Annotated in this window: 22 protein-coding genes; 8 read left to right on the forward strand and 14 right to left on the reverse strand. The window is 44.5% G+C overall.

From position 1 onward, the window contains the following. Positions 1–89 precede the first annotated feature (89 nt). From lon to GJU82_RS16335, 5 genes are all read left to right on the forward strand, one after another. Complete coding sequence (gene lon / locus GJU82_RS16315) at positions 90–2,561, forward strand: endopeptidase La (RefSeq protein ID WP_228488743.1); 2,472 nt, start codon at positions 90–92, stop codon at positions 2,559–2,561. Between the two features lie 199 nt (positions 2,562–2,760). Continuing rightward, a complete protein-coding gene (locus GJU82_RS16320) occupies positions 2,761–3,873 on the forward strand; it encodes an AI-2E family transporter (protein WP_153633127.1) in 1,113 nt (370 codons plus the stop codon). 523 nt (positions 3,874–4,396) lie between these two features. Further along, on the forward strand, positions 4,397–4,609 hold the full coding sequence (locus GJU82_RS16325) for a DUF4492 domain-containing protein (RefSeq protein WP_106540364.1): 213 nt from the start codon (positions 4,397–4,399) through the stop codon (positions 4,607–4,609). A gap of 25 nt (positions 4,610–4,634) precedes the next feature. After that, on the forward strand, positions 4,635–6,200 hold the full coding sequence (locus tag GJU82_RS16330) for a cytochrome ubiquinol oxidase subunit I (protein WP_153633128.1): 1,566 nt from the start codon (positions 4,635–4,637) through the stop codon (positions 6,198–6,200). A gap of 14 nt (positions 6,201–6,214) precedes the next feature. After that, the gene (locus tag GJU82_RS16335) at positions 6,215–7,339 is read left to right on the forward strand and encodes a cytochrome d ubiquinol oxidase subunit II (protein WP_228488744.1); all 1,125 of its coding nucleotides are present in this window, start codon (positions 6,215–6,217) and stop codon (positions 7,337–7,339) included. A 325-nt stretch (positions 7,340–7,664) separates the two neighbouring features. Here the strand turns inward: GJU82_RS16335 and GJU82_RS16340 are convergent, their stop codons facing one another. The 7 genes from GJU82_RS16340 to rsfS are packed head-to-tail and all read right to left on the reverse strand — an operon-like array spanning position 7,665 to position 13,304. Continuing rightward, entirely contained in the window at positions 7,665–8,399 is a 735-nt protein-coding gene (locus GJU82_RS16340) for a phosphatidylcholine/phosphatidylserine synthase (protein ID WP_106540361.1), read from the reverse strand. A 23-nt stretch (positions 8,400–8,422) separates the two neighbouring features. Continuing rightward, positions 8,423–9,076, reverse strand: coding sequence for a phosphatidylserine decarboxylase family protein (locus tag GJU82_RS16345; protein ID WP_106540360.1), 654 nt, complete (start codon positions 9,074–9,076; stop codon positions 8,423–8,425). A gap of 42 nt (positions 9,077–9,118) precedes the next feature. Further along, positions 9,119–9,943 carry a phosphatidate cytidylyltransferase gene (locus GJU82_RS16350; protein WP_106540359.1) on the reverse strand — a complete coding sequence of 275 codons (825 nt, stop codon included), beginning with the start codon at positions 9,941–9,943 and terminating at the stop codon, positions 9,119–9,121. Further along, complete coding sequence (locus tag GJU82_RS16355; RefSeq protein WP_106540358.1) at positions 9,940–10,155, reverse strand: DUF2007 domain-containing protein; 216 nt, start codon at positions 10,153–10,155, stop codon at positions 9,940–9,942. The genes GJU82_RS16350 and GJU82_RS16355 overlap by 4 nt, the downstream gene beginning before the upstream one ends. 18 nt (positions 10,156–10,173) lie before the next feature. Continuing rightward, positions 10,174–10,827: a lactate utilization protein gene (locus GJU82_RS16360; RefSeq protein ID WP_153633129.1), complete on the reverse strand. Its 654-nt coding sequence runs from the start codon at positions 10,825–10,827 to the stop codon at positions 10,174–10,176. Position 10,828: 1 nt separating this feature from the next. Beyond that, positions 10,829–12,919, reverse strand: a complete 2,091-nt coding sequence (gene ftsH, locus GJU82_RS16365; RefSeq protein WP_153633130.1) for an ATP-dependent zinc metalloprotease FtsH — start codon at positions 12,917–12,919, stop codon at positions 10,829–10,831. Between the two features lie 7 nt (positions 12,920–12,926). Further along, positions 12,927–13,304 carry a ribosome silencing factor gene (gene rsfS / locus GJU82_RS16370; RefSeq protein ID WP_153633131.1) on the reverse strand — a complete coding sequence of 126 codons (378 nt, stop codon included), beginning with the start codon at positions 13,302–13,304 and terminating at the stop codon, positions 12,927–12,929. A gap of 116 nt (positions 13,305–13,420) precedes the next feature. Between rsfS and GJU82_RS16375 the strand changes: the two genes are divergently transcribed. Next, positions 13,421–14,167 carry a biotin--[acetyl-CoA-carboxylase] ligase gene (locus tag GJU82_RS16375; protein WP_153633132.1) on the forward strand — a complete coding sequence of 249 codons (747 nt, stop codon included), beginning with the start codon at positions 13,421–13,423 and terminating at the stop codon, positions 14,165–14,167. Here the strand turns inward: GJU82_RS16375 and GJU82_RS16380 are convergent, their stop codons facing one another. From GJU82_RS16380 to coaD, 4 genes are all read right to left on the reverse strand, one after another. Continuing rightward, a complete protein-coding gene (locus tag GJU82_RS16380; RefSeq protein ID WP_153633133.1) occupies positions 14,168–14,659 on the reverse strand; it encodes an SRPBCC family protein in 492 nt (163 codons plus the stop codon). A gap of 78 nt (positions 14,660–14,737) precedes the next feature. After that, complete coding sequence (gene pyrE / locus GJU82_RS16385; RefSeq protein WP_153633134.1) at positions 14,738–15,370, reverse strand: orotate phosphoribosyltransferase; 633 nt, start codon at positions 15,368–15,370, stop codon at positions 14,738–14,740. 114 nt (positions 15,371–15,484) lie between these two features. Then, a complete protein-coding gene (locus GJU82_RS16390) occupies positions 15,485–16,921 on the reverse strand; it encodes a TlpA disulfide reductase family protein (protein ID WP_153633135.1) in 1,437 nt (478 codons plus the stop codon). Positions 16,922–16,925: 4 nt separating this feature from the next. After that, on the reverse strand, positions 16,926–17,414 hold the full coding sequence (gene coaD / locus GJU82_RS16395) for a pantetheine-phosphate adenylyltransferase (protein WP_153633136.1): 489 nt from the start codon (positions 17,412–17,414) through the stop codon (positions 16,926–16,928). Between the two features lie 170 nt (positions 17,415–17,584). Here coaD and GJU82_RS16400 point away from each other — a divergent pair, with 170 nt between their 5' ends. Both GJU82_RS16400 and GJU82_RS16405 read left to right on the forward strand, forming a co-directional pair. Beyond that, positions 17,585–18,829, forward strand: a complete 1,245-nt coding sequence (locus tag GJU82_RS16400; RefSeq protein WP_153633137.1) for a GTPase — start codon at positions 17,585–17,587, stop codon at positions 18,827–18,829. A 145-nt stretch (positions 18,830–18,974) separates the two neighbouring features. Further along, positions 18,975–19,895 (forward strand): diacylglycerol kinase family protein, encoded by a 921-nt coding sequence (locus tag GJU82_RS16405; RefSeq protein WP_153633138.1) that lies wholly within the window; start codon positions 18,975–18,977, stop codon positions 19,893–19,895. A 31-nt stretch (positions 19,896–19,926) separates the two neighbouring features. Here GJU82_RS16405 and GJU82_RS16410 read toward each other — a convergent pair whose 3' ends face one another. The 3 genes from GJU82_RS16410 to GJU82_RS16420 are packed head-to-tail and all read right to left on the reverse strand — an operon-like array spanning position 19,927 to position 22,715. Further along, positions 19,927–20,559, reverse strand: coding sequence for a SagB/ThcOx family dehydrogenase (locus tag GJU82_RS16410; RefSeq protein ID WP_153633139.1), 633 nt, complete (start codon positions 20,557–20,559; stop codon positions 19,927–19,929). Between the two features lie 58 nt (positions 20,560–20,617). After that, positions 20,618–21,775, reverse strand: a complete 1,158-nt coding sequence (locus GJU82_RS16415) for a sigma-54 dependent transcriptional regulator (RefSeq protein WP_153633140.1) — start codon at positions 21,773–21,775, stop codon at positions 20,618–20,620. Between the two features lie 13 nt (positions 21,776–21,788). Continuing rightward, positions 21,789–22,715, reverse strand: coding sequence for a phosphatase (locus GJU82_RS16420; RefSeq protein WP_194831087.1), 927 nt, complete (start codon positions 22,713–22,715; stop codon positions 21,789–21,791). Positions 22,716–22,814: the final 99 nt, after the last annotated feature.

Consider the following 22,814-nt stretch of genomic DNA (forward strand, 5'->3'; position numbering starts at 1 on the left):
GGTGGGCCGGCAGTAATTAAAACACGTGATTTTGGCATAGGAATTGACCTGTTAACCCACAGGTTGTGGAAATGAAAAACAACGACAAAATGTCATTAGAGAGAACATGCATGGAACGAGATAATCAAAAACATAAGTTCGTATTTAGCAGTTTGATGGAGGACCCCGGGGAATTTATTCCGATTATTGCTGATGGCGACGAGTCAGATTTTAAATCGGTTGAAGTGCCGGAAAGTCTGCCAGTATTGCCGCTTCGGAATGCTGTTTTGTTTCCCGGTGTGGTGATGCCGATAACCGTGGGCCGACAAAAATCGCTGAAGCTCATCCGCGATGTGTATGCCGGTGATAAATTGCTGGGAACGGTTACCCAGAAGGATGGTAAAGTTGAAGAGCCGCAGACAGAAGATCTTTTCCCGGTTGGAACAATGGCCGAAATCCTGAAAATATTGGAAATGCCTGATGGTACGACTTCCATGATTATTCAGGGAAAGCGGAGAATTAAGATTGCAGGAATAACAGAACAGCTGCCTTACATGAAGGCGCTTGTTCACCCTTACGACGAATATGAGCAGAACAGCGAAGGCTCAGAATTTAGTGTAGTGATAGAATCATTAAAGGATTTGTCACTCAAGTTGATGAAATATACCGGTAATGTTCCGCCGGAAGCGCAGTTTGCCATCAAGAACATCGAGAGTCCGACTTTCCTCATCAACTTCATTTGTAACAATGTTGAGCTTGAAACACACGAGAAACAAGAGTTGCTGGAAGAAAACGATATTCGCAGCCGCGGAAGCCAGCTGATGGGATTTCTTGTTCGTGAGGTCCAGGTGATGGAGTTGAAAAAAGATATCCAGCGCAAAGTAAAGGTCGACTTGGATCAGCAGCAGCGTGAATATCTTCTTAACCAGCAAATAAAAACTATTCAGGATGAACTTGGCGGAAATCCCATTGAGAAGGAGATTGAGGAGCTGAAGAAACGGGGCGCCGAAATGAAGTGGGATGAAGAGATGGCAGGCTTTTTCAATAAGGAAGTGGAAAAGCTGACCCGGATGAACCCCGCTGCCGGAGAATATTCCATCCAGGTGGGCTATCTTGAAACCTTGCTTGATCTTCCGTGGAATGAATACACTGAAGATAATTTCGATTTGCATCATGCCGAAAAAGTGCTGGATGATGACCATTATGGTTTGGAGAAAGTGAAGGAGCGTATCCTGGAGCATTTGGCGGTACTAAAGTTAAAGGGCGATATGAAGTCACCCATTCTCTGTTTGTACGGACCTCCCGGAGTGGGTAAAACTTCACTGGGTAAATCCATCGCCCGGTCGCTGGGAAGAAAATACATCCGGATGAGCCTGGGCGGTCTGCACGATGAGGCGGAGATTCGCGGACACCGAAAAACGTATATTGGCGCAATGCCAGGCCGTATTATCCAGAATCTGAAAAGGGCGGGTTCTGCCAATCCAGTTTTTATCCTTGACGAGATCGATAAGGTCTCACAGGATTTTCATGGCGATCCGGCTTCAGCACTGCTGGAGGTGTTGGATCCCGAACAGAATTCGGAATTTCACGATAACTACCTGGATGTCGACTTCGACCTTTCGCGTGTTATGTTTATTGCTACCGCGAATACATTGAGCACGATACAACCGGCACTTCGCGACCGGATGGAATTGATAGATGTAAGTGGTTACCTGGTTGAGGAGAAGACTGAAATTGCCAAGCGGCACCTTGTTCCCCGTCAGTTGAAGAATCATGGAATGGCCAAGGGAAGCCTGACTTTCCCCAAAGAAGTTTTGGTCCGCATCATCGAGAATTATACACGCGAGTCGGGCGTTCGTGAACTCGATAAGCAATTGGCCAAGGTGGTTCGTCGTGTAGCACGGAAAATAGCTTTTGGCGAGAAATATAACAAGAAACTCAAAGTTGAGGATGTCAAGGAATACCTGGGCGTTCCGATTTATGTCCGTGAGACTTACGAAGGGAATGAGTTTGCCGGTGTGGTAACTGGTTTGGCCTGGACCGCTGTTGGTGGAGAAATTCTCTATGTTGAAACCAGTCTAAGTAAAGGGAAAGGCCGTTTCACGTTAACCGGAAATCTCGGTGAGGTGATGAAGGAGTCGGCTACCATTGCGCTGGAATATCTTCGTTCCCACGCTCCGGATCTAGGCCTGACTTCACAGTCATTTGAAAAATGGGATGTCCATGTTCACGTTCCGGAAGGCGCCATTCCTAAAGATGGGCCATCGGCCGGAATCACCATGGCCACTTCGTTGGCTTCGGCATTTACACAACGGAAAGTAAAACGTAACCTGGCGATGACCGGAGAGATTACCTTACGGGGAAAAGTATTGCCGGTAGGAGGAATAAAGGAAAAAATACTGGCGGCCAAAAGGGCGGGTATAAAGGAGATTATTATTTCGCGGCAGAATGAAAAGGATCTGGAAGAGATTAAACCCATTTACATTAAGGGATTAAAATTTCATTTTGTTGAAACGGTAATGGATGTTCTGGAAATTGCCTTGCTGAAACAAAAGGTAAATAGTCCATTAAGGATTAGATAGTGAGAACAGGAAATCGACACCTGTTATTCTTGTTTGAAAACAGAAAAGGAACTGTACCAACCGGGCAGTTCCTTTTTTATGCCTGATGAGGCGGTCCAGGCAATTCCCCTGGCAAAATACAAATGAAGAGGATAAATCCGCTAACAGATGTTAAACGAGGAACTAATTTGTATTTTTGTTTATCTGAAATGCTAAATTTATGAACCAGCGCACCCGCAATGTCATCCTGTTTGTCGGGATTAGTATCCTGATATTTCTGTTATTTTATTTCAGAAATATTGTAGCTTATATCCTCATTGCCGGGGTGCTTTCGCTTATTGGAAGACCAATAATGAAGGGAATCCAGCGCATTCCGTTTGGGAAAAAGCATCTCGGGAAAATTTCCAGTGCCCTGATTACACTACTGCTTATGTTGGCGGTAACCATTGGTTTTTTAGCTGCATTAATTCCACTGGTAGCGATGGAAATAAAGGATTTATCTGCCATTGATATTACCTCGGTGATGGATTATCTAGATGTGGCTTTCACCCATTTGTCTAATAAAATACCACATTTTATTAGATACAGCGGCGCCGATTCAGGAATGCAGGATTATATTCAGGGAGAGCTGGCAAATATGCTGAACTTCGGGCAGGTGACCAACCTGTTCTCCTCTGTAGCCGGGACATTAGGAAATCTGTTTCTCATGTTTTTTTCCGTGTCTTTTATTCTGTTTTTCTTTTTAAAAGAAGAACTCTTATTCAGCCACATTATTCTTGTTTTTGTCCCGCTGAGATATGAGGGAAAAGCCAGGCATGTCATGACCTCCATTAATCATCTTCTGAAGCGATATTTTATTGGAATAATCTTCGAGGTATTAGGCGTTATGACATTGGACACCATTGGATTTTCCATTATTGGTCTGGGGTTCAATCACGGATTGGTCGTGGCCGTTTTTGCCGGGGTCATGAATGTTATCCCCTATATTGGACCATGGATTGGAGGAGCTTTCGGTGTCCTGGTCGCTATTGCAACACACCTCGACGACAGTTTCCCGGATGTGGCTTTACCGCTGATATTGCTGGTGCTGTTGGTGGTGGTTATTGTTCAGGTAATCGATAACGTGGTATTTCAGCCGGTTATCTATTCCAACAGTGTCAGGGCACATCCGCTGGAGATCTTCCTGGTGATACTGATGGCGGGAAGTTTTGCAGGAATTGCCGGAATGATATTGGCTATCCCGGTTTATACCGTTCTTCGCGTTATTGCCCACGAGTTCCTTTCGCAGTTCCGGTTGGTACGCGAACTTACCTCTAAAATGACAGATGATTAGTCTTTTCGGTATAAAAGTTAATTTTTATCATGTTTATTATATCTGTAAGATAGATGTGCTTCTTTCAGTAACAAAGTTCATTACCCTCTTTGGTGCCATCAAAAGGTGTCGTAAAACATGATGGACCGGGAGCGGATATTGTTTCAATGCTTTTATCTTAAGCCCCGGTAATCAAATGTTGGCAGACATTGCTGTACCTAAACGGAATATAATGTTACATAATATTCAAATTCCCTATTCAGATTCTTTAAATGAAACGGACATGAACTGATTTAATCAAAAGTTCGCCAAAGGCAATGATTAAAAAAAGTTCATGTGAGAGCGAAGCGGTTCCATACGTTCTCAAATTTAGAATTAAATGATGGACCATAATTATAAATTTTAAACGTATGAAAAACTAATACATTTTAATGTTGAGGATCTTCATTGGTTATGTCTTTATTCAGAATGAAACCAAGTAAACAACTCCCAATTTCTTTTGTTAAGTGGTTTAGTTGTTTATCGCGCATAATGTTTGCACACAATGAAAATTTTGAAGAAAATCGCCCACTTTTATTATGAAGGCTTCAGGCAGATGACATGGGGGAAAAGTCTCTGGGTAATCATTTTAATAAAACTTTTTGTGATGTTTTTTGTGCTCAAGCTGTTTTTCTTCCCCGATTTGCTCAAGCAGAATTTTAAGACGGATAAGGAACGGGGAGATTACGTTATTGAGAATCTGACCAATATCAAATAATCAATTAATCAAATAATCGTAAAACATGAATGAATTACTTGATCTATCCTTGGTTGACTGGTCGAGGGCCCAATTTGCCCTCACGGCGATGTACCATTGGTTGTTCGTGCCGCTGACACTCGGGATTACGTTTATTCTGGCGATCATGGAGACTATCTATGTAAAGACCGGAAATCCTGAGTGGAAAAAAATTACCAAATTCTGGATGAAAGTATTCGGGATTAATTTTGCCATTGGTGTGGCAACCGGAATTATTTTGGAATTTGAATTTGGAACCAACTGGTCAACTTACTCCTGGTTTGTAGGCGACATCTTTGGCGCTCCTTTGGCCATCGAAGGTATCATGGCCTTTTTTATGGAGTCGACCTTTATTGCTGTGATGTTTTTCGGTTGGGAAAAGGTGAGCAAAAGGTTTCACCTTGTATCTACCTGGCTAACTGCATTAGGGGCCAATCTCTCGGCATTGTGGATATTGGTTGCCAATGGCTGGATGCAATTCCCGGTAGGAATGCAGTTTAACCCGGATACGGCCAGGAATGAAATGGTCAATTTCTGGGATGTGTTTCTCTCCCCTGTAGCGACCAGCAAATTTTTGCACACCATCTTTTCCGGATTTGAACTGGCATCCATTTTTGTCATTGGTATCTCTGCCTGGTACATTCTAAAAAAGAGAGAAGTTATTTTTGCCCGGAAAAGTATCCTGGTTTCAGCTGTTTTCGGTCTGATCAGCTCCGTTTTTGTGATTGGTTTCGGTCATTTCTCAACACAGCAGGTAGCCTACCACCAGCCTATGAAACTGGCTGCCATGGAAGGTCTTTACCAAGGTAAGAATGGTCCCGGCCTGATTGCTATGGGAGTACTTTCTACCAAACAATCTGATCCTGAATATAAGCAACTGAAGAATTTCCTTTTTAGGGTCGAAATTCCCAGGGGCCTTTCTCTTCTCGCGTATTTTAATACCACCCAGTTTATGCCAGGAATTAAAGATTTACTGAATGGAAATAGTGAACACAATATTTTATCGGCCCCTGAAAAGATTGTCCGGGGGAAGGAGGCCATCCAGCTTTTGAAGGATTATAAGATGGCTCTGGACAACGGGAACGCTGATGAGGCTACTCAGTTACGGGCAAAATTTATGTCTGACGATTTCCAGAAGAATTACTTCAAATATTTCGGGTATGGATATCTTAAGAGCCCAACTGATTTGATTCCCAGTATTCCTATGGTATTCTATAGTTTCCGCATCATGGTAATGTTGGGGACTTATTTTGTTTTCTTCTTCTTGTTTGCCTTTCTATGGGTTACCAGAGGCACACTCGATAAGAAGAAATGGTTCCTTCGGTTGGCAATTATTACCATGCCGCTGGCTTACATAGCCTCGATGTCAGGTTGGACATTGGCCGAGGTTGGCCGTCAGCCTTGGGTAATTCAGGATCTGTTGCCAACGGTGGCAGCTGTGTCGCATATCAATGCGAGCGCTGTTCAGGTAACTTTCTGGCTGTTTGCCTTTGTATTCACGCTGCTGTTGATTGCCGAGGTGAAAATTATGGCGAAACAAATTAAAATCGGACCTAAAGACGGAGGACACTAACCATGTTTGAATCAATGAGTTATTTAACCCTCCAGCACTATTGGTGGGCCATCATATCACTTTTAGCTGCGTTACTTGTTTTCCTGATGTTTGTTCAGGGAGGCCAGACGCTGATTTACCGGCTGGGAAAAACCAGCAACGAGCGTACCATGATTGTCAACGCGCTTGGTCGCAAGTGGGAGTTTACGTTTACCACGCTGGTAACTTTTGGCGGGGCACTTTTCGCTTCGTTCCCGCTTTTCTATTCTACCAGCTTTGGCGGAGCCTACTGGGCCTGGATGGCCTTGTTATTTGCCTTTATCATTCAGGCTGTTTCGTATGAATTTCGGAGCCGGCCAAGTAATTTCCTGGGCAAGCGCACTTTCGACGTGTTCCTGTTTGTTAACGGATTGCTGGGAACCGTGCTCCTTGGCGTGGTAGTTGGAACATTCTTCAACGGAGCCAACTTCTCGGTTAGCAACATGAACCTATCGCAATGGGAAAATCCGGCACACGGCCTGGAAGCTGTTTTGACATTCAGCAACGTGGCATTGGGACTTGCAATATTTTTCCTGGCAAGAGTTCTGTCCCTTCTGTATTTCATGAACAGCATCGACCACGAAACTATTTTTCGGAATGCCAAGAAACAGTTGCTGTATAATACCATTCCATTTTTGGTATTCTTCCTCTACTTCGTGGTTCGTTTGCTTCTCATTAAAGGTTTTGCTTACGACCCCAAAACGTTTGAGGTATCGATGGAGCCATACAAGTACCTGCACAACTTTCTGCAGATGCCGGTAGTACTGATTATCTTCCTTGTTGGTGTAGTCGGGGTGCTTTGGGGCATCATCAGTTCGCTGTTGAAAGACAAAACCAATGGAATCTGGTACGCCGGGATCGGAACAGTGCTCACCATATTTGCCCTGATGTTGGTTGCCGGTTACAATAACACCTGCTGCTATCCGTCGAATTTCGATTTGCAATCGTCGTTGACCATTGTAAATAGTTCATCATCGAAATATACCCTGACAGTGATGAGTTACGTTTCGTTGATGCTTCCTTTTGTACTGGCATATATTTGGTATGCCTGGAAAGCCATTAACCGCGAGAAAATCACCGAATCGGAAATTACCGGCGAGGGCGAAGGTCATGTTTATTAAACCCAAAAATTTTAGTTTATGTATTTGGAATCGATATTATGGTTGTTAAGCTGGCCGATACTTATCTACATCAGCTTGAAAGCAGTGCAGTATGCGCTCAAAAAATATGAGCATAAACTGGAGGAGGAATAATCCGGTTTGTATAAAATTATTCAAGGGCTGTCTTTGCGAAGATGGCCCTTTTTAGTTTGCAGAATTATTTATGAGGGAACAATAGGTAAGTAGCTTATTCCTGCTTTCGGGGGAAAGATTTTACGGAAATAACTGTTCGGCATAAAAGGGAATGAAACAACTTTCCTACAGGTAAAGAAACCAGCAATGAAGCTCAAACAGACTTCTTCAGGCTAAGGGTGAAAGAGATAAGGATATACAATAAAATGGAAAGCGTGATGCCATAGAAGCTGAAGAAATAGGTAAGCACAAGAACCATTAGCAGGAACAGGTAGCGTACCTGGTTACCACTCCATTTCAGGTTCTTAATCTTCAGTGAAAACATGGGTATTTCGGAAACGAGCAACAGCGACATCACTATCGTGAAAAAAAACAAACTGTAAGGCGAGAGCAGTATCCCGTCTAATACAGGCCTGTTTCCGTTTTCGGCAATCAGCGCCAGCGAAGCAAAAAAGATAGCATTGGCAGGTGTTGGCAACCCGATAAATGAGGTTGTTTGACGGTCATCGATATTGAATTTCGCCAGCCGCAACCCTGACATTACCGGTATAAAGAATGCGCTGAGTAAGAATACCCAGGTCAGCCATCCACCCGATGTCCCCACTAATGAAGATACATTACCAAATAGCGCGTATTTCTGTAACGTTAGCACCATCATTCCGGGAGCCAGTCCGAATGATATCATATCAGCCAGTGAGTCCAGCTCTTTCCCGATAGGAGAATATGTTTTCAGTAAGCGGGCGCTCATTCCGTCGAAAAAGTCAAATACGGCGGCCAGAAACATCGTCAGCACGGCCAGGTTAATGTGCCCTTCGAGGGCAAACATAACAGAAAGACTACCACTGACAATATTAAGCGAAGTAACAAAATTCGGAATGTGTTTTCGCATGATTACCTGAGCTTTTTGACGCGTTATTTCAGTTTAGCCAGAACGGTTTGACTTCCGGTAACGGCTTCGCACATGTCGGCTGTTATTTCAGTGCCAACAGGTAGGAACAGATCCACTCGGGAACCGAATTTAATGAAACCGAGTTCACCTCCTTGATCCATCGTGTCACCTTCTTTGGCGTAGGTAACAACCCTTTTGGCCATGGCGCCGGCAATTTGCCGGACCAAAATTTCGGTACCATCTTCCATTTGAATAACGGTTGTGGTCCGTTCATTATCGGTTGATGATTTCGGCAGGTATGCCGACATGTATCGTCCTTTGTGATGCTTTACGTATTTAATTTTCCCGGCAACGGGTAACCAGTTAGCATGCACATTGAACAGTGACATGAAAACGGAAACCTGTAATCTCCGATCCTGAAAATATTCCGTTTCAGTGGTTTCCTCAATGGCTACAATCAGTCCGTCCGCCGGAGCCAGAATGGTTTTGTTCCCACGATTAATTTCCCGGTCGGGATATCGGAAAAAACGAATGGTAAATACAAGTACCGACGTTGAAATCAACAACATAAACGCGAAGAAATAAGGTTCTCCACTTTCCCATACGAGGCCGTTCAGTAACGCCCAAATCAGCACTGCTACTGCAATAATGGCATAGCCTTCTTTGTGTATTCTCATGGTTGGTCTTAAACGTGCTGGGCAAATTTACGTAAATATTGTTCAGCGAAGAAATACAAGAATAAAATATACCATAGGAATAGCTGTTAGAATGCTATCAAAACGGTCGAGCAGGCCACCGTGTCCCGGCATAAAACTTCCCGAATCTTTTACCCCTAAGCTTCTTTTAAACATGGATTCAATGAGGTCGCCGAAGGTACCGGCCACCACGGTAATAGCTGCAATAATGGCCAGCGGGAAGAAACTATACTGTTCCCAGAACTGAGCCAGCATAGCTGCCACAATAATGGCGGCTGCCAGTCCGCCGAAGAAACCTTCCCACGATTTTTTGGGAGAAATACGTTCGAACAGCCGGTGTTTCCCAAATTGCGAACCAATCAGGTAGGCGCCTGAATCGTTGGCCCAAATGAAAAACAGAAGGCTGAGCAATATTTTAGGCTCATAGGTGTAACCCATTCCTCTGGGAAATACAAAGAAGTTGAGTAGGGCAAATGGAACCGAAATGTATATCACCCCAATGGCCGTATAGGCAATATTCCGGAAAGGCATTTCCATGGATTTATTGCGATAAAGTTCGGCAATAAACAGGGAAAGCATTAGAGGGATCAACGTTAAAAGCCATGCTTCCGACAAGGCTCCCCGCGCGACAAAAAAGGATACCAAAAAAAGAACAATGCCGGCAAATATTCCAAGTTTCTGATGAGGGACCGCACCGGATTTGGCCAACAAATCGTAAAATTCTTTCAATGTAAAACTACTAATGAAAACAAATAACAGGGAAAAGGTATAGGGGCTTATCCAGGTTGCCCCGATAAGCACAGCTACAAACATAGTTCCCCAAAGAGTACGGACTTTAAGATCGTTCAATTTTCCCCGCTTTTCAGATTTTTAACGATGTCCAGCGCTTGCTCTTCATCTTCTTCGCGGACATAAACTTCGATGTCGCCAAAAGTAGTAAAAGTTGAATCTTTATGATTCATGATAAGCGCTTCAATTCCGCTTTCTTCGAGCAGGTCTTTGGCCATCTGAGCCTTAAAGTCCTGTCCGGTCATGAAAATTTGTTTCCATCCTTTTTCCATAACAATCCCTTTTTTTGTTTATTTATGTTCCGTTAGCAAAACATGCACCGCTTTGGGACCATGTGCGCCCATTACCAATGTTTTCTCAATATCGGCTGTTCGGCTGGGGCCTGCAATATGCGTTATCTGCGACGGAAGGTTTTCACCGTATTGCTCTTCCATTTTGATAAGTGCCTCTTCCAGTGTTCTGACAAGTTGATTAGGGCTGGCCATAACCATGTGCACGGCGGGAAAGAAATGTAGCTTTCGTCCGCTGGCGCTACCCGAATGTACTAATACTCCTCCGGTTTCAGCAATCAGGCATTCACAGCCGGTAAGTGTTGCTTCGGTTTCCGGGAAACGCTGCATGTCTGAAGTTACCTCTAAACCGGCATCTTTCAAAATTTCTGTCAGTTCATTATCGCGACAAAATACGAATGGCCATCTATAGTGGTCATGGAGTTTGTTCAACGTATTAAGCAGCTCTTCCCGATTTTTAACCGAATGAAATGTGCCTTGTATTTTCTCCAGTTCCTGTTGAAACTGTTCGGTTAATGGCAGTTCAGAAACAGGAAAAACCGGAGAGGGCTTTTCCTGCGCCTTTCCGGTTATTTCATTTTGGTCGTTTTTCTGCCCGGGGGCAGAATTTTTTATCCTTTCAAGTATTTGTCCCCTGGCACCGGGCTTTTTCATGTCAGGCAGTTTCTTTGTTATCCTTTGGCGAATCTTTCGGAGCGGTAGTTGGAGGCGAAGTCAGTGGTTTGTTTTCACTGTTATCTGCCATTGGAACTTCCATCTTTTTTTCAGGACCTTTCTGATCATCCCAAGGGCGGGGGCCAAAAATCGCTTCCAAATCTTCCGAGAAGATAACCTCACGTTCCAGTAATTTTTCAGCCAGTTGCTTATGTCCTTCAGCGTTGTCGGCCAGGATCTTCCGAGCCCGCTGATACTGAACATCAATCAGATCTTTAATCTCGTGATCAATCAATTCAGCCGTATGTTCACTATACGGTTTGCTGAAACTGTAATCCGACTGCCCGGTGGAATCGTAGAAACTTACATTTCCTACCGCATCGCTCATTCCGAAATAGCAAACCATAGCGTACGTTGTTTTGTATACTTTCTCCAGGTCATTTTGTGCACCGGAAGAGATGGTACCAAATACGTTTTCTTCCGCGGCCCGGCCTCCGAGTGTCGCGCAAACTTCATCCAGCATCTGTTCACGCGTAGTAATCTGTCTTTCTTCAGGAAGATACCAGGCTGCACCTAAGGCTTTTCCACGGGGGACAATGGTTACTTTCACCAGCGGATGCGCGTGCTCCAGCAGCCAACTAACGGTAGCGTGTCCCGCTTCGTGGTAAGCAATAGTTGCTTTCTCATTCGGCGATATAATTTTATTTTTCTTCTCGAGTCCACCAATGATTCGGTCAACCGCATCGAGGAAGTCCTGTTTTTGTACTGTTTCCTTCAACCGACGGGCAGCAATCAATGCAGCTTCGTTACAAACATTGGCTATATCGGCTCCTGAGAATCCGGGCGTTTGTTTAGCAAGGAAAGCAACATCCACATCTTCTCCTTTCCGCAAAGGTTTCAGGTGTACCTGGAAGATCTCTTTTCGTTCGTTGATGTCTGGTAGTTCTACATGAATCTGGCGGTCGAAACGTCCGGCACGCATCAGGGCACGGTCGAGGACATCGGCCCGGTTGGTGGCTGCCAGAATAATGACTCCGGAGTTGGTATCGAACCCATCCATTTCGGTCAGCAACTGGTTCAGCGTATTCTCTCGCTCGTCGTTGGAGCCCATATTGGGATTTCGTCCACGTGCACGTCCAATGGCGTCAATCTCATCGATGAAGACGATACACGGAGCCTTCTCTTTAGCTTGTTTAAACAGGTCACGTACACGCGACGCACCAACCCCCACGAACATTTCGACAAAGTCGGAACCTGACATGGAGAAGAAGGGAACATTGGCTTCACCGGCTACGGCACGGGCCAGCAAGGTTTTCCCGGTCCCGGGAGGTCCAACCAGTAACGCCCCTTTCGGGATTTTTCCTCCCAGCTTGGTGTATCGGCCGGGGTTCCTCAGGAATTCCACAATTTCCTCGATTTCCTGTTTCGCTTCGGCGAGTCCGGCAACATCTTTGAAAGTTGTGCTGACATGAGAATCTTTGTCAAAAACTTTTGCCTGCGATTTCCCGACATTGAAGATATTCGAACCCGCGCCGCCTCCGGCACCACGGCTCATTCGGCGGAAAATCCACCACCAGATACCGATCAGCAACAAAATGGGCAGTATCCAGCTCATCACTTCCATGAAAATGTCCCGTCGTGTTTCGTAGGTCAGAATTACCTGATCCTTTTCGGGAAGATCTGCTTGAACTTGTTTCAGGTTTTGCTCGAATGTGTCGACTGAACCGATGATAAAGTAAAACTGAGGCCCTGCCTGACTGGGAGTGCCGAAACCCTGGTCGAATTTCGATTTGTATTTTTCATAAGCGCTATCTTTCAGGAATATTTCAGCCCTCTCGCGGTTAACGACCACTATTTTCTTAATGTCACCATTCTTCAGCATGGTGTTTTTCACTTCTCGCCAATTGGTTTCGACAGGAGAACCACCCGAACGAAAATACTGAAGCGCAATGAAGATCAGGATAATAATCCCGTAAACATAAATGGGATTAAACTTAGGGTTAAAGCGACCTTTTCCACCGCCACCTTGCGGCTTTTTATTGTTATTCGGCGTGCCCGATCCGTTATTCTTTTTGATGTTATTATCAGCCATATAAAGTTCAACTTTCTGATTCAATTTGTATAATCAGGGCATCGGCCCATAGTTCTTCCAGATCATAAAACCTTCGGTACTGTTCCTGGAAAACATGCACCATCACATCGCCATAGTCAAGCAAAATCCATTGAGCATTTTGATATCCATCTTTATGCCAAACCCTGGTATTTTCAATTTCCTCGACGGTTTCTTCAACTGAATGGGCAATCGAATCGGTGTGGGTATTGGAATTTCCGTGACAAATAATGAAATTGTCACACTCTGTGTTTCCCAATTTCTTCAGATCAATATTTATGATATCGAGGCCTTTCTTGCGGCGTATCCCTTCAACAATTGCCTCGATAAGATGTTCGGAATCGCTGTCCCGGGCCTTATTCACCATGTATTGAATTTAAAATTACAAAGATAATTTTTTTAACCAGATCGCTGTAAAATTGCGATCTTGTTAAGTTATTGAAAAATTCGTTGCCATCTTTACATCCAAAATGTAATTACAACATGCGCACAATCATTGGCAATCAGATCGAACATCTGAGCCGGACAGACTCAACCAATAACCATGCCAGCAGGCAACTCATGACAAAACGTCTGCCGGAAGGAATTGTTTACTCAACTTCGGCCCAGGAAAAAGGTAGAGGACAAGTAAATCAACATTGGGAGAGTGAGCCAGGGAAAAATATAACCGTGAGTGTTGTCCTTTATCCGGAATTTGTCCCTATTCTCAGTCAGTTCTTAATATCGAAAGCGGTTGCTCTGGCAGTCTATGATTTTGTGAGTGTTTATGTGCCAGATGTGCACATCAAATGGCCCAACGATATATATGTGGGTAAAAAGAAAATTGCCGGAACGCTGATAGAGAATTCCCTGCGCGAAGGAATTATATCGTCGAGCATTGTAGGCATTGGGCTGAATATTAATCAAAGGTTATTTGTGAGTGATGCGCCGAATCCGGTTTCATTGGCATTACTAACAAATAAAGGATTTAACCTGGATGATTGCCTGGAGGAACTTTGCGATCGATTGGATGACTGGTATATGCAGTTAAAAGCCGGTGAAGTTCAGAAAATCGATGAAACTTACGAGCGAAGATTATTCCGGATGAACGAATGGGCATCGTATGGAGCAGGAGAAGAATCGTTCGAAGGAAGAATTACAGGTGTCGATGAAATTGGACGTTTGGTGATTGAAAAACGGGATGGTACCAAACAACAATTCCACCTGAAGGAGGTGGAATTTATCATTTGATTATTCTTCGATTTCACTGGACGATTCACCGCTCAGATTAAAAGGAATCCGGCTAACGGCTTCTGCTATTTTATTAATACCTTCTTTTAGGTGTTTGTTCACCATCATCCTGGTCATTGGATTCAAATCGGCGTGGAGCGTTAATCTTAGTTTGCATGAGTTTTCGTCTACCGGGACAAGTTGTATCCAGAAATAGAACTGAAAAGGAACGGTTCCGTCACCCGTCAGTTTGATGGTTTTTCCCGGTTCACGCTCAACAATTTTCATCCCGACTTTCCCGATAGGGCTGATTTTAAAAGAGCAATTATCGGGTGTTGCTTTAAATTCTTCGATGTTGATTTTCGGGGCACTCGGTATCTGTTCACGGACTTTTTCGATGTTTTCCGGTTTTAGCAGCGGTTTCAGGTTCTCCAGATTTGAGAGTTTTTGGTAAACAAGTTCCTGACCAAATTCGATGGCCTTTACCTCACTCACATATTTTTCTGTTCCCATGGTATTTGTCTTGGTTAAAAAAATAAGCCGGGCATTGATAACCAGTGCCCGGCTGCAAAAATAGGATATATCGTTTGATTATCGTCCCCAGTGAGCCGGATCTTGTCTCCATCTGTTCAGATTTTCCAGTTGACTATCGGTAATCTCACCAGATTGGTGTGCGACTTTCAGCAACAGATTGTAATTGCTAAGCGAAGTTAGTTCAACATCTGCTTCTTTGAATTTCTCAGCCGCAACCGAAAAATTGTAGGAGAAGATGGAGAGCATTCCCATAACATCGGCACCGTAATTCCGTAAAGTGGTAACGGCGTTCAGGGAGCTTAATCCGGTAGAAACCAAATCCTCAATGACAACAACTTTTTTGCCTGGTTGTAAATCACCTTCGATAAGGTTTTCCAATCCGTGATCTTTCGGCTTCGAGCGAACATACACAAATGGTAAACCAAGTTCTTCTGCGACCAAAGCCCCGTGAGCGATGGCTCCTGTTGCCACTCCGGCAATTACTTCGGATTCCGGATATTTCTCTTTTATAAGTTTAGCAAATTGTTCATAAATGAATTTGCGTGTTTCCGGGTATGATAAAATCTTTCGGTTGTCACAGTAAATTGGTGACTTCCAGCCTGATGCCCAGGTGAAAGGTGTTTTAGGCGATATTTTAATGGTGTTTATAGCGAGTAATCGTTTGGCGACCTCAATTTGTAAAGCTTCCATAACAGTAGTTGATTTTTGTTTTCATACAAAATTAACAAGATTTTTTAAGTAGACCGATTAAGTGTGCTAAACGAATTAAGATAAGGAGCATCTTGTATAAGTGTTTGCATACCACTACCTGCCGGAAGGACGGACAACCGCTCTCTTTCGCTGATTTTCCGTGTTCCGGAAAACCCGGATAAAGGCAGCCTGAAATCCTCTGGAAACAGCTGGTGCAGGAGCCAGCAGCAATTTCCCGTCGGGGCCTATCAGGTAATAGGTTGGAAAGTCTTTCACTCGGTAAGCCCCGGCAAGCTTTTGATTGCCCGAAGCATCCAGTAACGGCCAGTTGTAACCGGTCTTTTCCCAGAGTTGTTTCGCGGCATTGAAGTCGTCTCCCAGGGAAACAGAAACCACTGTGAGAACTTGCTGGAAGCGCTGCTGGACATTTTTTAATAATTTCAAATCCTGTAGGCTTTCATTATTATCGGTGCTGAAAAAGTTCAGGTACACATACTTACCATGAAAAGAGCTCAGCGCAGTCTTCTTTCCTGTATTGTTTTTCAGGTTAAACGAAGGGGCTTCACCTCCTTCCATCACTTCCGTCAGGTGTTTGGTAATGCCTTTGGCCAAGTTCCGGTATTCAGCAGTGGTTGCTTCTGTTTCGGCGTGTTTCAACGTCTGTAAAATTCCTTTTTTGTCGAAGAAGGAAGAATAAAATCCGTCGTTCAGTCCTTTCAGAATCGCTAATTCAGCAAAGGAAGTATGGTATCCTTTTCCTGTTAATAAATTCACCAATCCTTTCCAGTTTCCGCTGTCTACCAAAGGAGATATTTCTGCAAATTCAACCGATTGTGCTTTCTTCTTCAGGAAATTGGTAAACATGGCCCGAAATAATTCCTGGTATTTAGCATTTCCCATTTCTACTGGCTGAGTGGCAAAATATTTCATGACGGCCGCATCCGGGTTTCGTTGGCTGACATCATATTCGAGACCGGCATAGTAATACTTTTTCGTTAAATTGAAATAAGGAGATTCCGTATCCGGGAAGGTCTTTTCAAGTTGTACGATAATTTCACCGGCAACCCGTTGTGAAGCGTTGCGGTAAATATCGTTTACATTCTGATTGATTTGGTGGGTAAGTTCTTCCACAAACTCCCGTATCTTGAAATTGAGATCGTTCCCTGGCCGGTTTTTCAAGCCCAGCCAATAAGGGGTTGGTTTGAAATACGGACTTTTTTTCTGTTCTGGAGTTAGAGGAACATATTTCGGAAGAATAACCTGATACTCCTGGCCCGGTTCCACCACCAAAACTCCCTGGTATTTATCCAGGTTGCAATAAACCTGGAGTGTTTGGGATGTGGAAAAAGAAACTGAAAAGCTCCCGTCACTTTTAATCGTTGTGGAGGCCAGCAGAACATTTTTGTACAAAACCGGCTCGGGGTGATAATAAAAAGTGATGTTCTTTCCGGCATAATCCGGGGCAGTTCCTTTTATAACCACTTCGGCAGCTTTTGCCTGAAAGGTCAAGGTGAAACTAACCGTTAGGAGTAAAAACAATCTTTTTATCATCGACTCACGATTCTTCCTGATCGGTATAAAACTCTTGAATATTCAATTGCTTTGGGAGGAACATGCTGGCATCGCCACCGTGCCGGAGAATGTCACGCACAATGGTCGACGTAATCGGTGTATGCTCTGGCGTCGTCAAGAGGAAAACCGTTTCAATTTCCGGATGCATCTTTTTGTTGACCTGGGCAATGGCGCGTTCGTATTCGAAATCGGCAGCGGTACGCAAACCTCTCAGAATGTACTGCGCATGTACCTTCCGGCAGTAATCAACAGTCAGTCCTTGAAATTTTCCTACGCTCACGTTGGGTTCATTCTCGAAAACCTTTTTGATCCATTCCTTGCGCTTGGCAAGTGGATAGAACGGCTTCTTGTTTGAGTTGTAGCCAATCATAATAATGATTTGATCAAAAAGCGGGATGGCACGTCTGACGATGGACTCGTGTCCGATGGTAAAAGGGTCGAAAGAGCCAGGGAAAATTGCGATTTTTTCCATTGATTGCTGTTTGTGTATTACAAAACTAAAAAGAATTTCTGGAAAGCCGCCATTTTGTTGGAAAGGTAAGGTAATTCAGTTTTCCTGCCGGTTTTCCTGAATCACAAGAAAAAAGTTTCCTAAATTGGCGGAACTGGAAAATAATCATAACCAAATAGAAATCAATAACCATGCTTGTCGAACGCGATCACATCGGCATTTTCGGTAAGATGAATTCGGGTAAAAGTACCCTGATGAACCTCCTCACACAGCAGGAAACCTCCATAGTCGATTCAACGCCGGGAACCACGGCCGATACCAAAATTACGCTACAGGAAATTCACGGAATGGGGCCGGTGAAACTTTTCGATACGGCTGGACTGGATGAAGGGACCAGTCTTGGCGAAAAGAAGCGGAAGAAAGTGTTAGCTACACTAAAAGAGTGTGACTTGGTCCTTTTGATCATCGATCCATCTACCGGTGATTTTGAAACTGAAACCATGGTGCTTGAGGAGGCACGGCAACTGGATAAACAATTGTTAGTGATATACAACCTGTTTCAGGATGTCGATGAAAAGGAGATTGCACGGGTGGAGAGGGAATTGCCCTACATCCGGTTCCATCATAAATTGCGCTTGGCGGCGACCAACCCGGCATTTCGCCAACCGTTACTGGAGTTTATCCTCGAGAACTTCGAATCGAAAAATCAGCAGTTGGATTTACTTCCCTTTGTTGAAAAAGATCAGTTTTATATCCTGAATATTCCGATGGATGAAGAAACACCGCAGGGACGTTATCTTCGCCCGCAAACCATGGCCGAAGAGTATATAACACGCCATTGGGCTTTCCCGGTTTCTTATCGGATGGATTTGGGAAAAGCACGCAGCGGTGATCGTTCAGAAAGAAAACGCTGGAATGATTTTCTGGCTAGTTTGCAGCGGCGTCCCAAAGCTATCGTTACCGATTCGCAGGCAATGGATATCATGAAGGACTGGGCGCCGGATGATATGCTACTGACCACTTTCTCCATTATGATGATCAACTATGTTAGTCGGGGCAAACTAAATGGTTTCCGCGAAGGAATCAATGCATTGGAACACATAAAGCCCGGAGACCGGATTTTGATTGCGGAGGCGTGTAATCATTCCCGAATAAAGGAGGATATCGGTATTGTTCAGATTCCAAGATACATTGAGCAACATTTTCCTGGTGTTGAGGTGGAACATAACTTTGGCCGCGAATTTCAGGAAAATAAGGAGCTCGAAAAATACAGCCTGGTCATTCATTGCGGAGGCTGCATGATCAGCGGTCAAAAGATGCAGGCACGTATCCGCGACCTGGAAGCGATCGGAGTCCCGTTCACGAACTACGGCATTTTTCTTTCCTACATTCAGGGCCGCAAAAGTTTGGATCGGGTGATGGTTCCCTGGAAATAATCAAATCATCCGGTTTGTTCCAGAAAGATTTGGCAACTGAAAAGCAATACGTGCCCTAAGGCACAAAATAAAGGGGAAAGAAATATAAGGTTGCCTGGTCCGCCGGAAAAACGAAAAGGTTACTTTTGTTAATGTAAACAAAAGGATGGCTGAAAAATCAAACTATCGTTATCTGTTCATCATCAATCCGGTAGCTGGAATCGGTGGGAAAAAGCATTTCCCCGAAATGATAATGCGCGTGTTTGGTGAAATGGATGTTATTGTTGAAACCTGTTTCACAACCGGCCGGGGCGATGCGTCACGCCTGGTCAGGGAAAATTGGGAGCGGTTTGATGTTTTTGTGGCAGTTGGTGGCGACGGAACGGTAAACGAAGTGATTTCGGCTGTAGCCGGGACACAAAAAGTGTTCAGCCTGATACCTGCCGGCTCAGGTAATGCATTGGGGCGTGAGTTGGGACTCTCGATGTGGCCTGCGCGTGCACTAAAAGAGATGGTTGCCAGTCATCTGAGAATAATCGATACGGGGAAAGTTAATGGTCGCCGATTTGTGAACGTTTGCGGTGTGGGGTTCGATGCGCACATTGCCGAACGTTTTGCGAAGACTAAACTCCGTGGCCCTTTTCCATATATTGCTATTGTGATCCGTGATTTTATGGCATACCAACCACATGGGTACCGGATTACCATCGATGGAAAGATGTTCAGAAGAAAAGCTTTCGCGGTGACGGTGGCCAATACTTCGCAGTTTGGGAACAACGCGTTTATTGCGCCACGGGCCAAAATCGATGACGGCTTACTGGATATCTGTATTTTGAAACCGTTCCCGGTAGGCGTGGCACCTGATTTGGCGCTGCGATTATTCAATGGCCAGCTCGATCATTCGAAGTATTGCGAATATCATCAGGGAAAAGAAATTCTGATTGAAGGCGAAACTTTGAGCTGCCAGGTCGATGGCGAACCGGTAATCAATAACCATCCTCTTCAACTTTCTGTGGATGGAAAGTCATTGAATATACTTGTCCCCGGAAATATCAGAACGTTTGCCGGCCCGTTTTTCGCTGGATAGGCTGATGAAAATTCAAAGTACTGAGGAGTAACTATTCTTCTCCCGGGTAACCGATGGTTTGTCCCAACAGAATTTTCTGATGAGGCCTTAATTTCATTTTCTTGCCCAATGATTCTTTGTCAATCGAACCCCGCACAACACATCCCAATCCATTGGAAGCACAGAAAAGATAAACATTCTGGGCGATAAAACCACAATTGGCATATGTATCCGAAGGGGTATCGTTGAAATCGCCGAGCATCAACCGGTCGAGATCGGCGACGTAGATAAAATTCAGCGGAGCAGTAGCCACATAGGGCTGCATACCGCACAACGCCCTGATGTCTCCGGTCAGGACGGTCTTTAAACGATTGGTCATGGCATTGTACAGGTAAAGTCCGTCGGGAGTGGCAACATAAATGTCAATTTCCTGCCGGTTCATGGCGGAAGGGGCGGTACGTTTCCCGTCTTTGCGGTTGATTCCCCACGCGGCCCACAGCAGATCTGCCATCGTCTGTGGCTGGATGGTGTCATTGGTGAATTCGCGGGTAGAGTGTCGATTGGCAAGCGCTTCCATCAATGGCATGCCTCCGGTTTTGTCTGGTTCGGGAAGCTGAATATCCTGGCTGAATACGCAAGGTATTCCGGCCAATAGGACGAGGATGGTGAAAAGCAATTGTTTCATAAGTTAATTGATTAAGTGGTTTGTATGAACTTATAATCAATTGAATTTAACGAAAAAATCAATTTCCTCCATACATTCGGACGTCTTTGTCGGTGATAATTTTATCACAAAGGATAATCAAGCGTTCTATTACATTCCGGAACTCGCGGATGTTGCCTGTCCACTTTTTGTTTTTCAATTCCTGGATGGCTTCTTCCGTAATCGTTTTCGGTTGCTGGCCGTATTCAGCACAAATTTGTCGGTTGAAATGCTCCGCTAATATTGGAATGTCTTCTTTTCGATCTTCCAGTGCGGGAACATGGATTAAGATGACACTGATGCGGTGATACAAATCTTCCCGGAAATTCCCTTTTTCAATTTCTTCCTGAAGGTTTTTATTGGTAGCTGCAACTACCCGCACATCTATTTTTATCTGCTTGTCTCCGCCTACGCGGGTTACAATGTTTTCCTGTAAAGCACGTAAAACTTTGGCTTGCGCCGAAAGGCTCATATCCCCAATTTCGTCGAGGAAAAGGGTTCCGCCGTCGGCCTGCTCGAATTTTCCTATTCGTTGTTTATTGGCCGATGTAAACGCACCCTTTTCATGTCCGAACAGTTCACTTTCGATTAGCTCGGAAGGAATAGCGGCACAGTTCACTTCTACGAACGGGCCCTGGGCACGGGCAGAATTTTCGTGCAAACGGCGGGCAACCAACTCTTTTCCGGTCCCGTTATTTCCGGTTATCAAAACACGTGCTTCAGTGGGGGCAACACGGTCGGTCATGTCAACCACGCGCGAAATGGCTTCCGATTCGCCGACAATCTGGTACCGTTTATCAACCTTTTGTTTCAGGACTTTGGTTTCCTGGACCAGATTAGTCTTATTGCTGGCATTGCGGATGGTAATTAGTAATCGGTTGAGGTCAAGCGGTTTTTCAATGAAATCGTAAGCGCCTTTTTTTATGGAATCGACGGCTGTATCGATATTGCCGTGCCCTGAAATCATAATCACTGTAGCATCTGGCCGCATTTCCATAATGCGTTGCAACACTTCAATACCGTCCATCTCGGGCATTTTAATGTCGCAAAAAATGGTGTCGTACTCATTGGCTTTCACCAACTCGAGACCTTCCGGGCCATTTTCTGCCAGGTCGACTGTATATCCTTCAAAACCAAGGATATCTTTCATGGTGTTACGGATGCTGCGTTCGTCGTCGATGACCAGAATTTTAGACATAATATTACATGATTTAGATTTCGTAGGACATAAATTCGTGCATGGCGCCCTCTTTTAAAGCGAAATGCGACTGGTACATCCGGCTGATGTCCAGTTTGCGCAGCACAAAGTTAACGAATACCGAGGCAACCACAATCATTTCGACACGCATCGGATCCATTCCTTTCATTTTTTGTCGTTCGCCGAGGGTTGAGATCTTCAGCATTTCATGAATTTTTTGAAAAGCACCCACGGGTAAAAGAGAAGCGGTGCGATAAGTACTTTCCGGCCCGACTTCCTCGTATAGGTCAGTAAATGTGTCGAATGCACCGGAACAACCAACCAGAATATCCGGGCGGTGATTTTCGCACGCATGCCACAAGATGGTCAGTTCATCTTCGAACCATTGCTCCATTTTTGCAATTTCTTTGGGGCTTAAGGGATCGGAAGGGTGGAATATTTCCAGTACCCTGGCTATTCCGATGTTGAAGCTTTGTTTCCACAAGATGTTATCACCTTGCGAAAGAATAAATTCGTTACTTCCGCCACCGATATCGAGAATCAGAACAGTTTGGCCGTTTACCGGAAGCGAAAGGTTGACCCCCTTGAAAATGAGTTCTGCCTCGCGGTCGCCATCAATAATTTCGATTTCCCATCCCAGTTTAGCCCAAACAGCCTCGAGGAAAATATTCCGGTTCTTTGCACCCCGTATTGCCGATGTGGCTAAAATCTTTACGTCTTTAACCTGGTGTTCGTTGATGGTGAGTGCATGTTTGTGTAGCGCCTTTAATCCCCGCTCAATGGCATCGGAAGTCAGCAATTTTTTGTGGATACCGCCCAGGCCGAGTTTAACAGCTTCCTTCCCTTCATACATGGTGACGAACCCACCATCGGCGAGTGACTCTGCAATTAAAAGATTGCAGGTATTGGTTCCCAGATCGATAATGGCTTTTCGACTCATTGAAGGCATTTTTATACTTGGCTGTTTATTGTTGATAATTATTTGCCGGTGTATCCGGTTACGGTATGGAAAGATATACGAAAATTAGCAATGTTGTTA

Source organism: Prolixibacter sp. SD074 (assembly GCF_009617895.1).
Taxonomy (GTDB): Bacteria; Bacteroidota; Bacteroidia; order Bacteroidales; family Prolixibacteraceae; genus Prolixibacter.

What these genes read in the sequence shown, in the direction of transcription:
- pyrE (WP_153633134.1), bottom strand. Translation starts at nt 15,370, where the DNA reads ATGGAAGCTTTACAAATTGAGGTCGCCAAACGATTACTCGCTATAAAC.
- rsfS (WP_153633131.1), bottom strand. Translation starts at nt 13,304, where the DNA reads ATGGTGAATAAGGCCCGGGACAGCGATTCCGAACATCTTATCGAGGCA.
- GJU82_RS16355 (WP_106540358.1), bottom strand. Translation starts at nt 10,155, where the DNA reads ATGGAAAAAGGATGGAAACAAATTTTCATGACCGGACAGGACTTTAAG.
- GJU82_RS16420 (WP_194831087.1), bottom strand. Translation starts at nt 22,715, where the DNA reads ATGAGTCGAAAAGCCATTATCGATCTGGGAACCAATACCTGCAATCTT.
- ftsH (WP_153633130.1), bottom strand. Translation starts at nt 12,919, where the DNA reads ATGGCTGATAATAACATCAAAAAGAATAACGGATCGGGCACGCCGAAT.
- GJU82_RS16335 (WP_228488744.1), top strand. Translation starts at nt 6,215, where the DNA reads ATGAGTTATTTAACCCTCCAGCACTATTGGTGGGCCATCATATCACTT.
- GJU82_RS16375 (WP_153633132.1), top strand. Translation starts at nt 13,421, where the DNA reads ATGCGCACAATCATTGGCAATCAGATCGAACATCTGAGCCGGACAGAC.
- GJU82_RS16340 (WP_106540361.1), bottom strand. Translation starts at nt 8,399, where the DNA reads ATGCGAAAACACATTCCGAATTTTGTTACTTCGCTTAATATTGTCAGT.
- GJU82_RS16330 (WP_153633128.1), top strand. Translation starts at nt 4,635, where the DNA reads ATGAATGAATTACTTGATCTATCCTTGGTTGACTGGTCGAGGGCCCAA.
- GJU82_RS16325 (WP_106540364.1), top strand. Translation starts at nt 4,397, where the DNA reads ATGAAAATTTTGAAGAAAATCGCCCACTTTTATTATGAAGGCTTCAGG.
- lon (WP_228488743.1), top strand. Translation starts at nt 90, where the DNA reads ATGTCATTAGAGAGAACATGCATGGAACGAGATAATCAAAAACATAAG.
- GJU82_RS16415 (WP_153633140.1), bottom strand. Translation starts at nt 21,775, where the DNA reads ATGTCTAAAATTCTGGTCATCGACGACGAACGCAGCATCCGTAACACC.
- GJU82_RS16410 (WP_153633139.1), bottom strand. Translation starts at nt 20,559, where the DNA reads ATGAAACAATTGCTTTTCACCATCCTCGTCCTATTGGCCGGAATACCT.
- GJU82_RS16380 (WP_153633133.1), bottom strand. Translation starts at nt 14,659, where the DNA reads ATGGGAACAGAAAAATATGTGAGTGAGGTAAAGGCCATCGAATTTGGT.
- coaD (WP_153633136.1), bottom strand. Translation starts at nt 17,414, where the DNA reads ATGGAAAAAATCGCAATTTTCCCTGGCTCTTTCGACCCTTTTACCATC.
- GJU82_RS16405 (WP_153633138.1), top strand. Translation starts at nt 18,975, where the DNA reads ATGGCTGAAAAATCAAACTATCGTTATCTGTTCATCATCAATCCGGTA.
- GJU82_RS16390 (WP_153633135.1), bottom strand. Translation starts at nt 16,921, where the DNA reads ATGATAAAAAGATTGTTTTTACTCCTAACGGTTAGTTTCACCTTGACC.
- GJU82_RS16320 (WP_153633127.1), top strand. Translation starts at nt 2,761, where the DNA reads ATGAACCAGCGCACCCGCAATGTCATCCTGTTTGTCGGGATTAGTATC.
- GJU82_RS16400 (WP_153633137.1), top strand. Translation starts at nt 17,585, where the DNA reads ATGCTTGTCGAACGCGATCACATCGGCATTTTCGGTAAGATGAATTCG.
- GJU82_RS16345 (WP_106540360.1), bottom strand. Translation starts at nt 9,076, where the DNA reads ATGAGAATACACAAAGAAGGCTATGCCATTATTGCAGTAGCAGTGCTG.
- GJU82_RS16360 (WP_153633129.1), bottom strand. Translation starts at nt 10,827, where the DNA reads ATGAAAAAGCCCGGTGCCAGGGGACAAATACTTGAAAGGATAAAAAAT.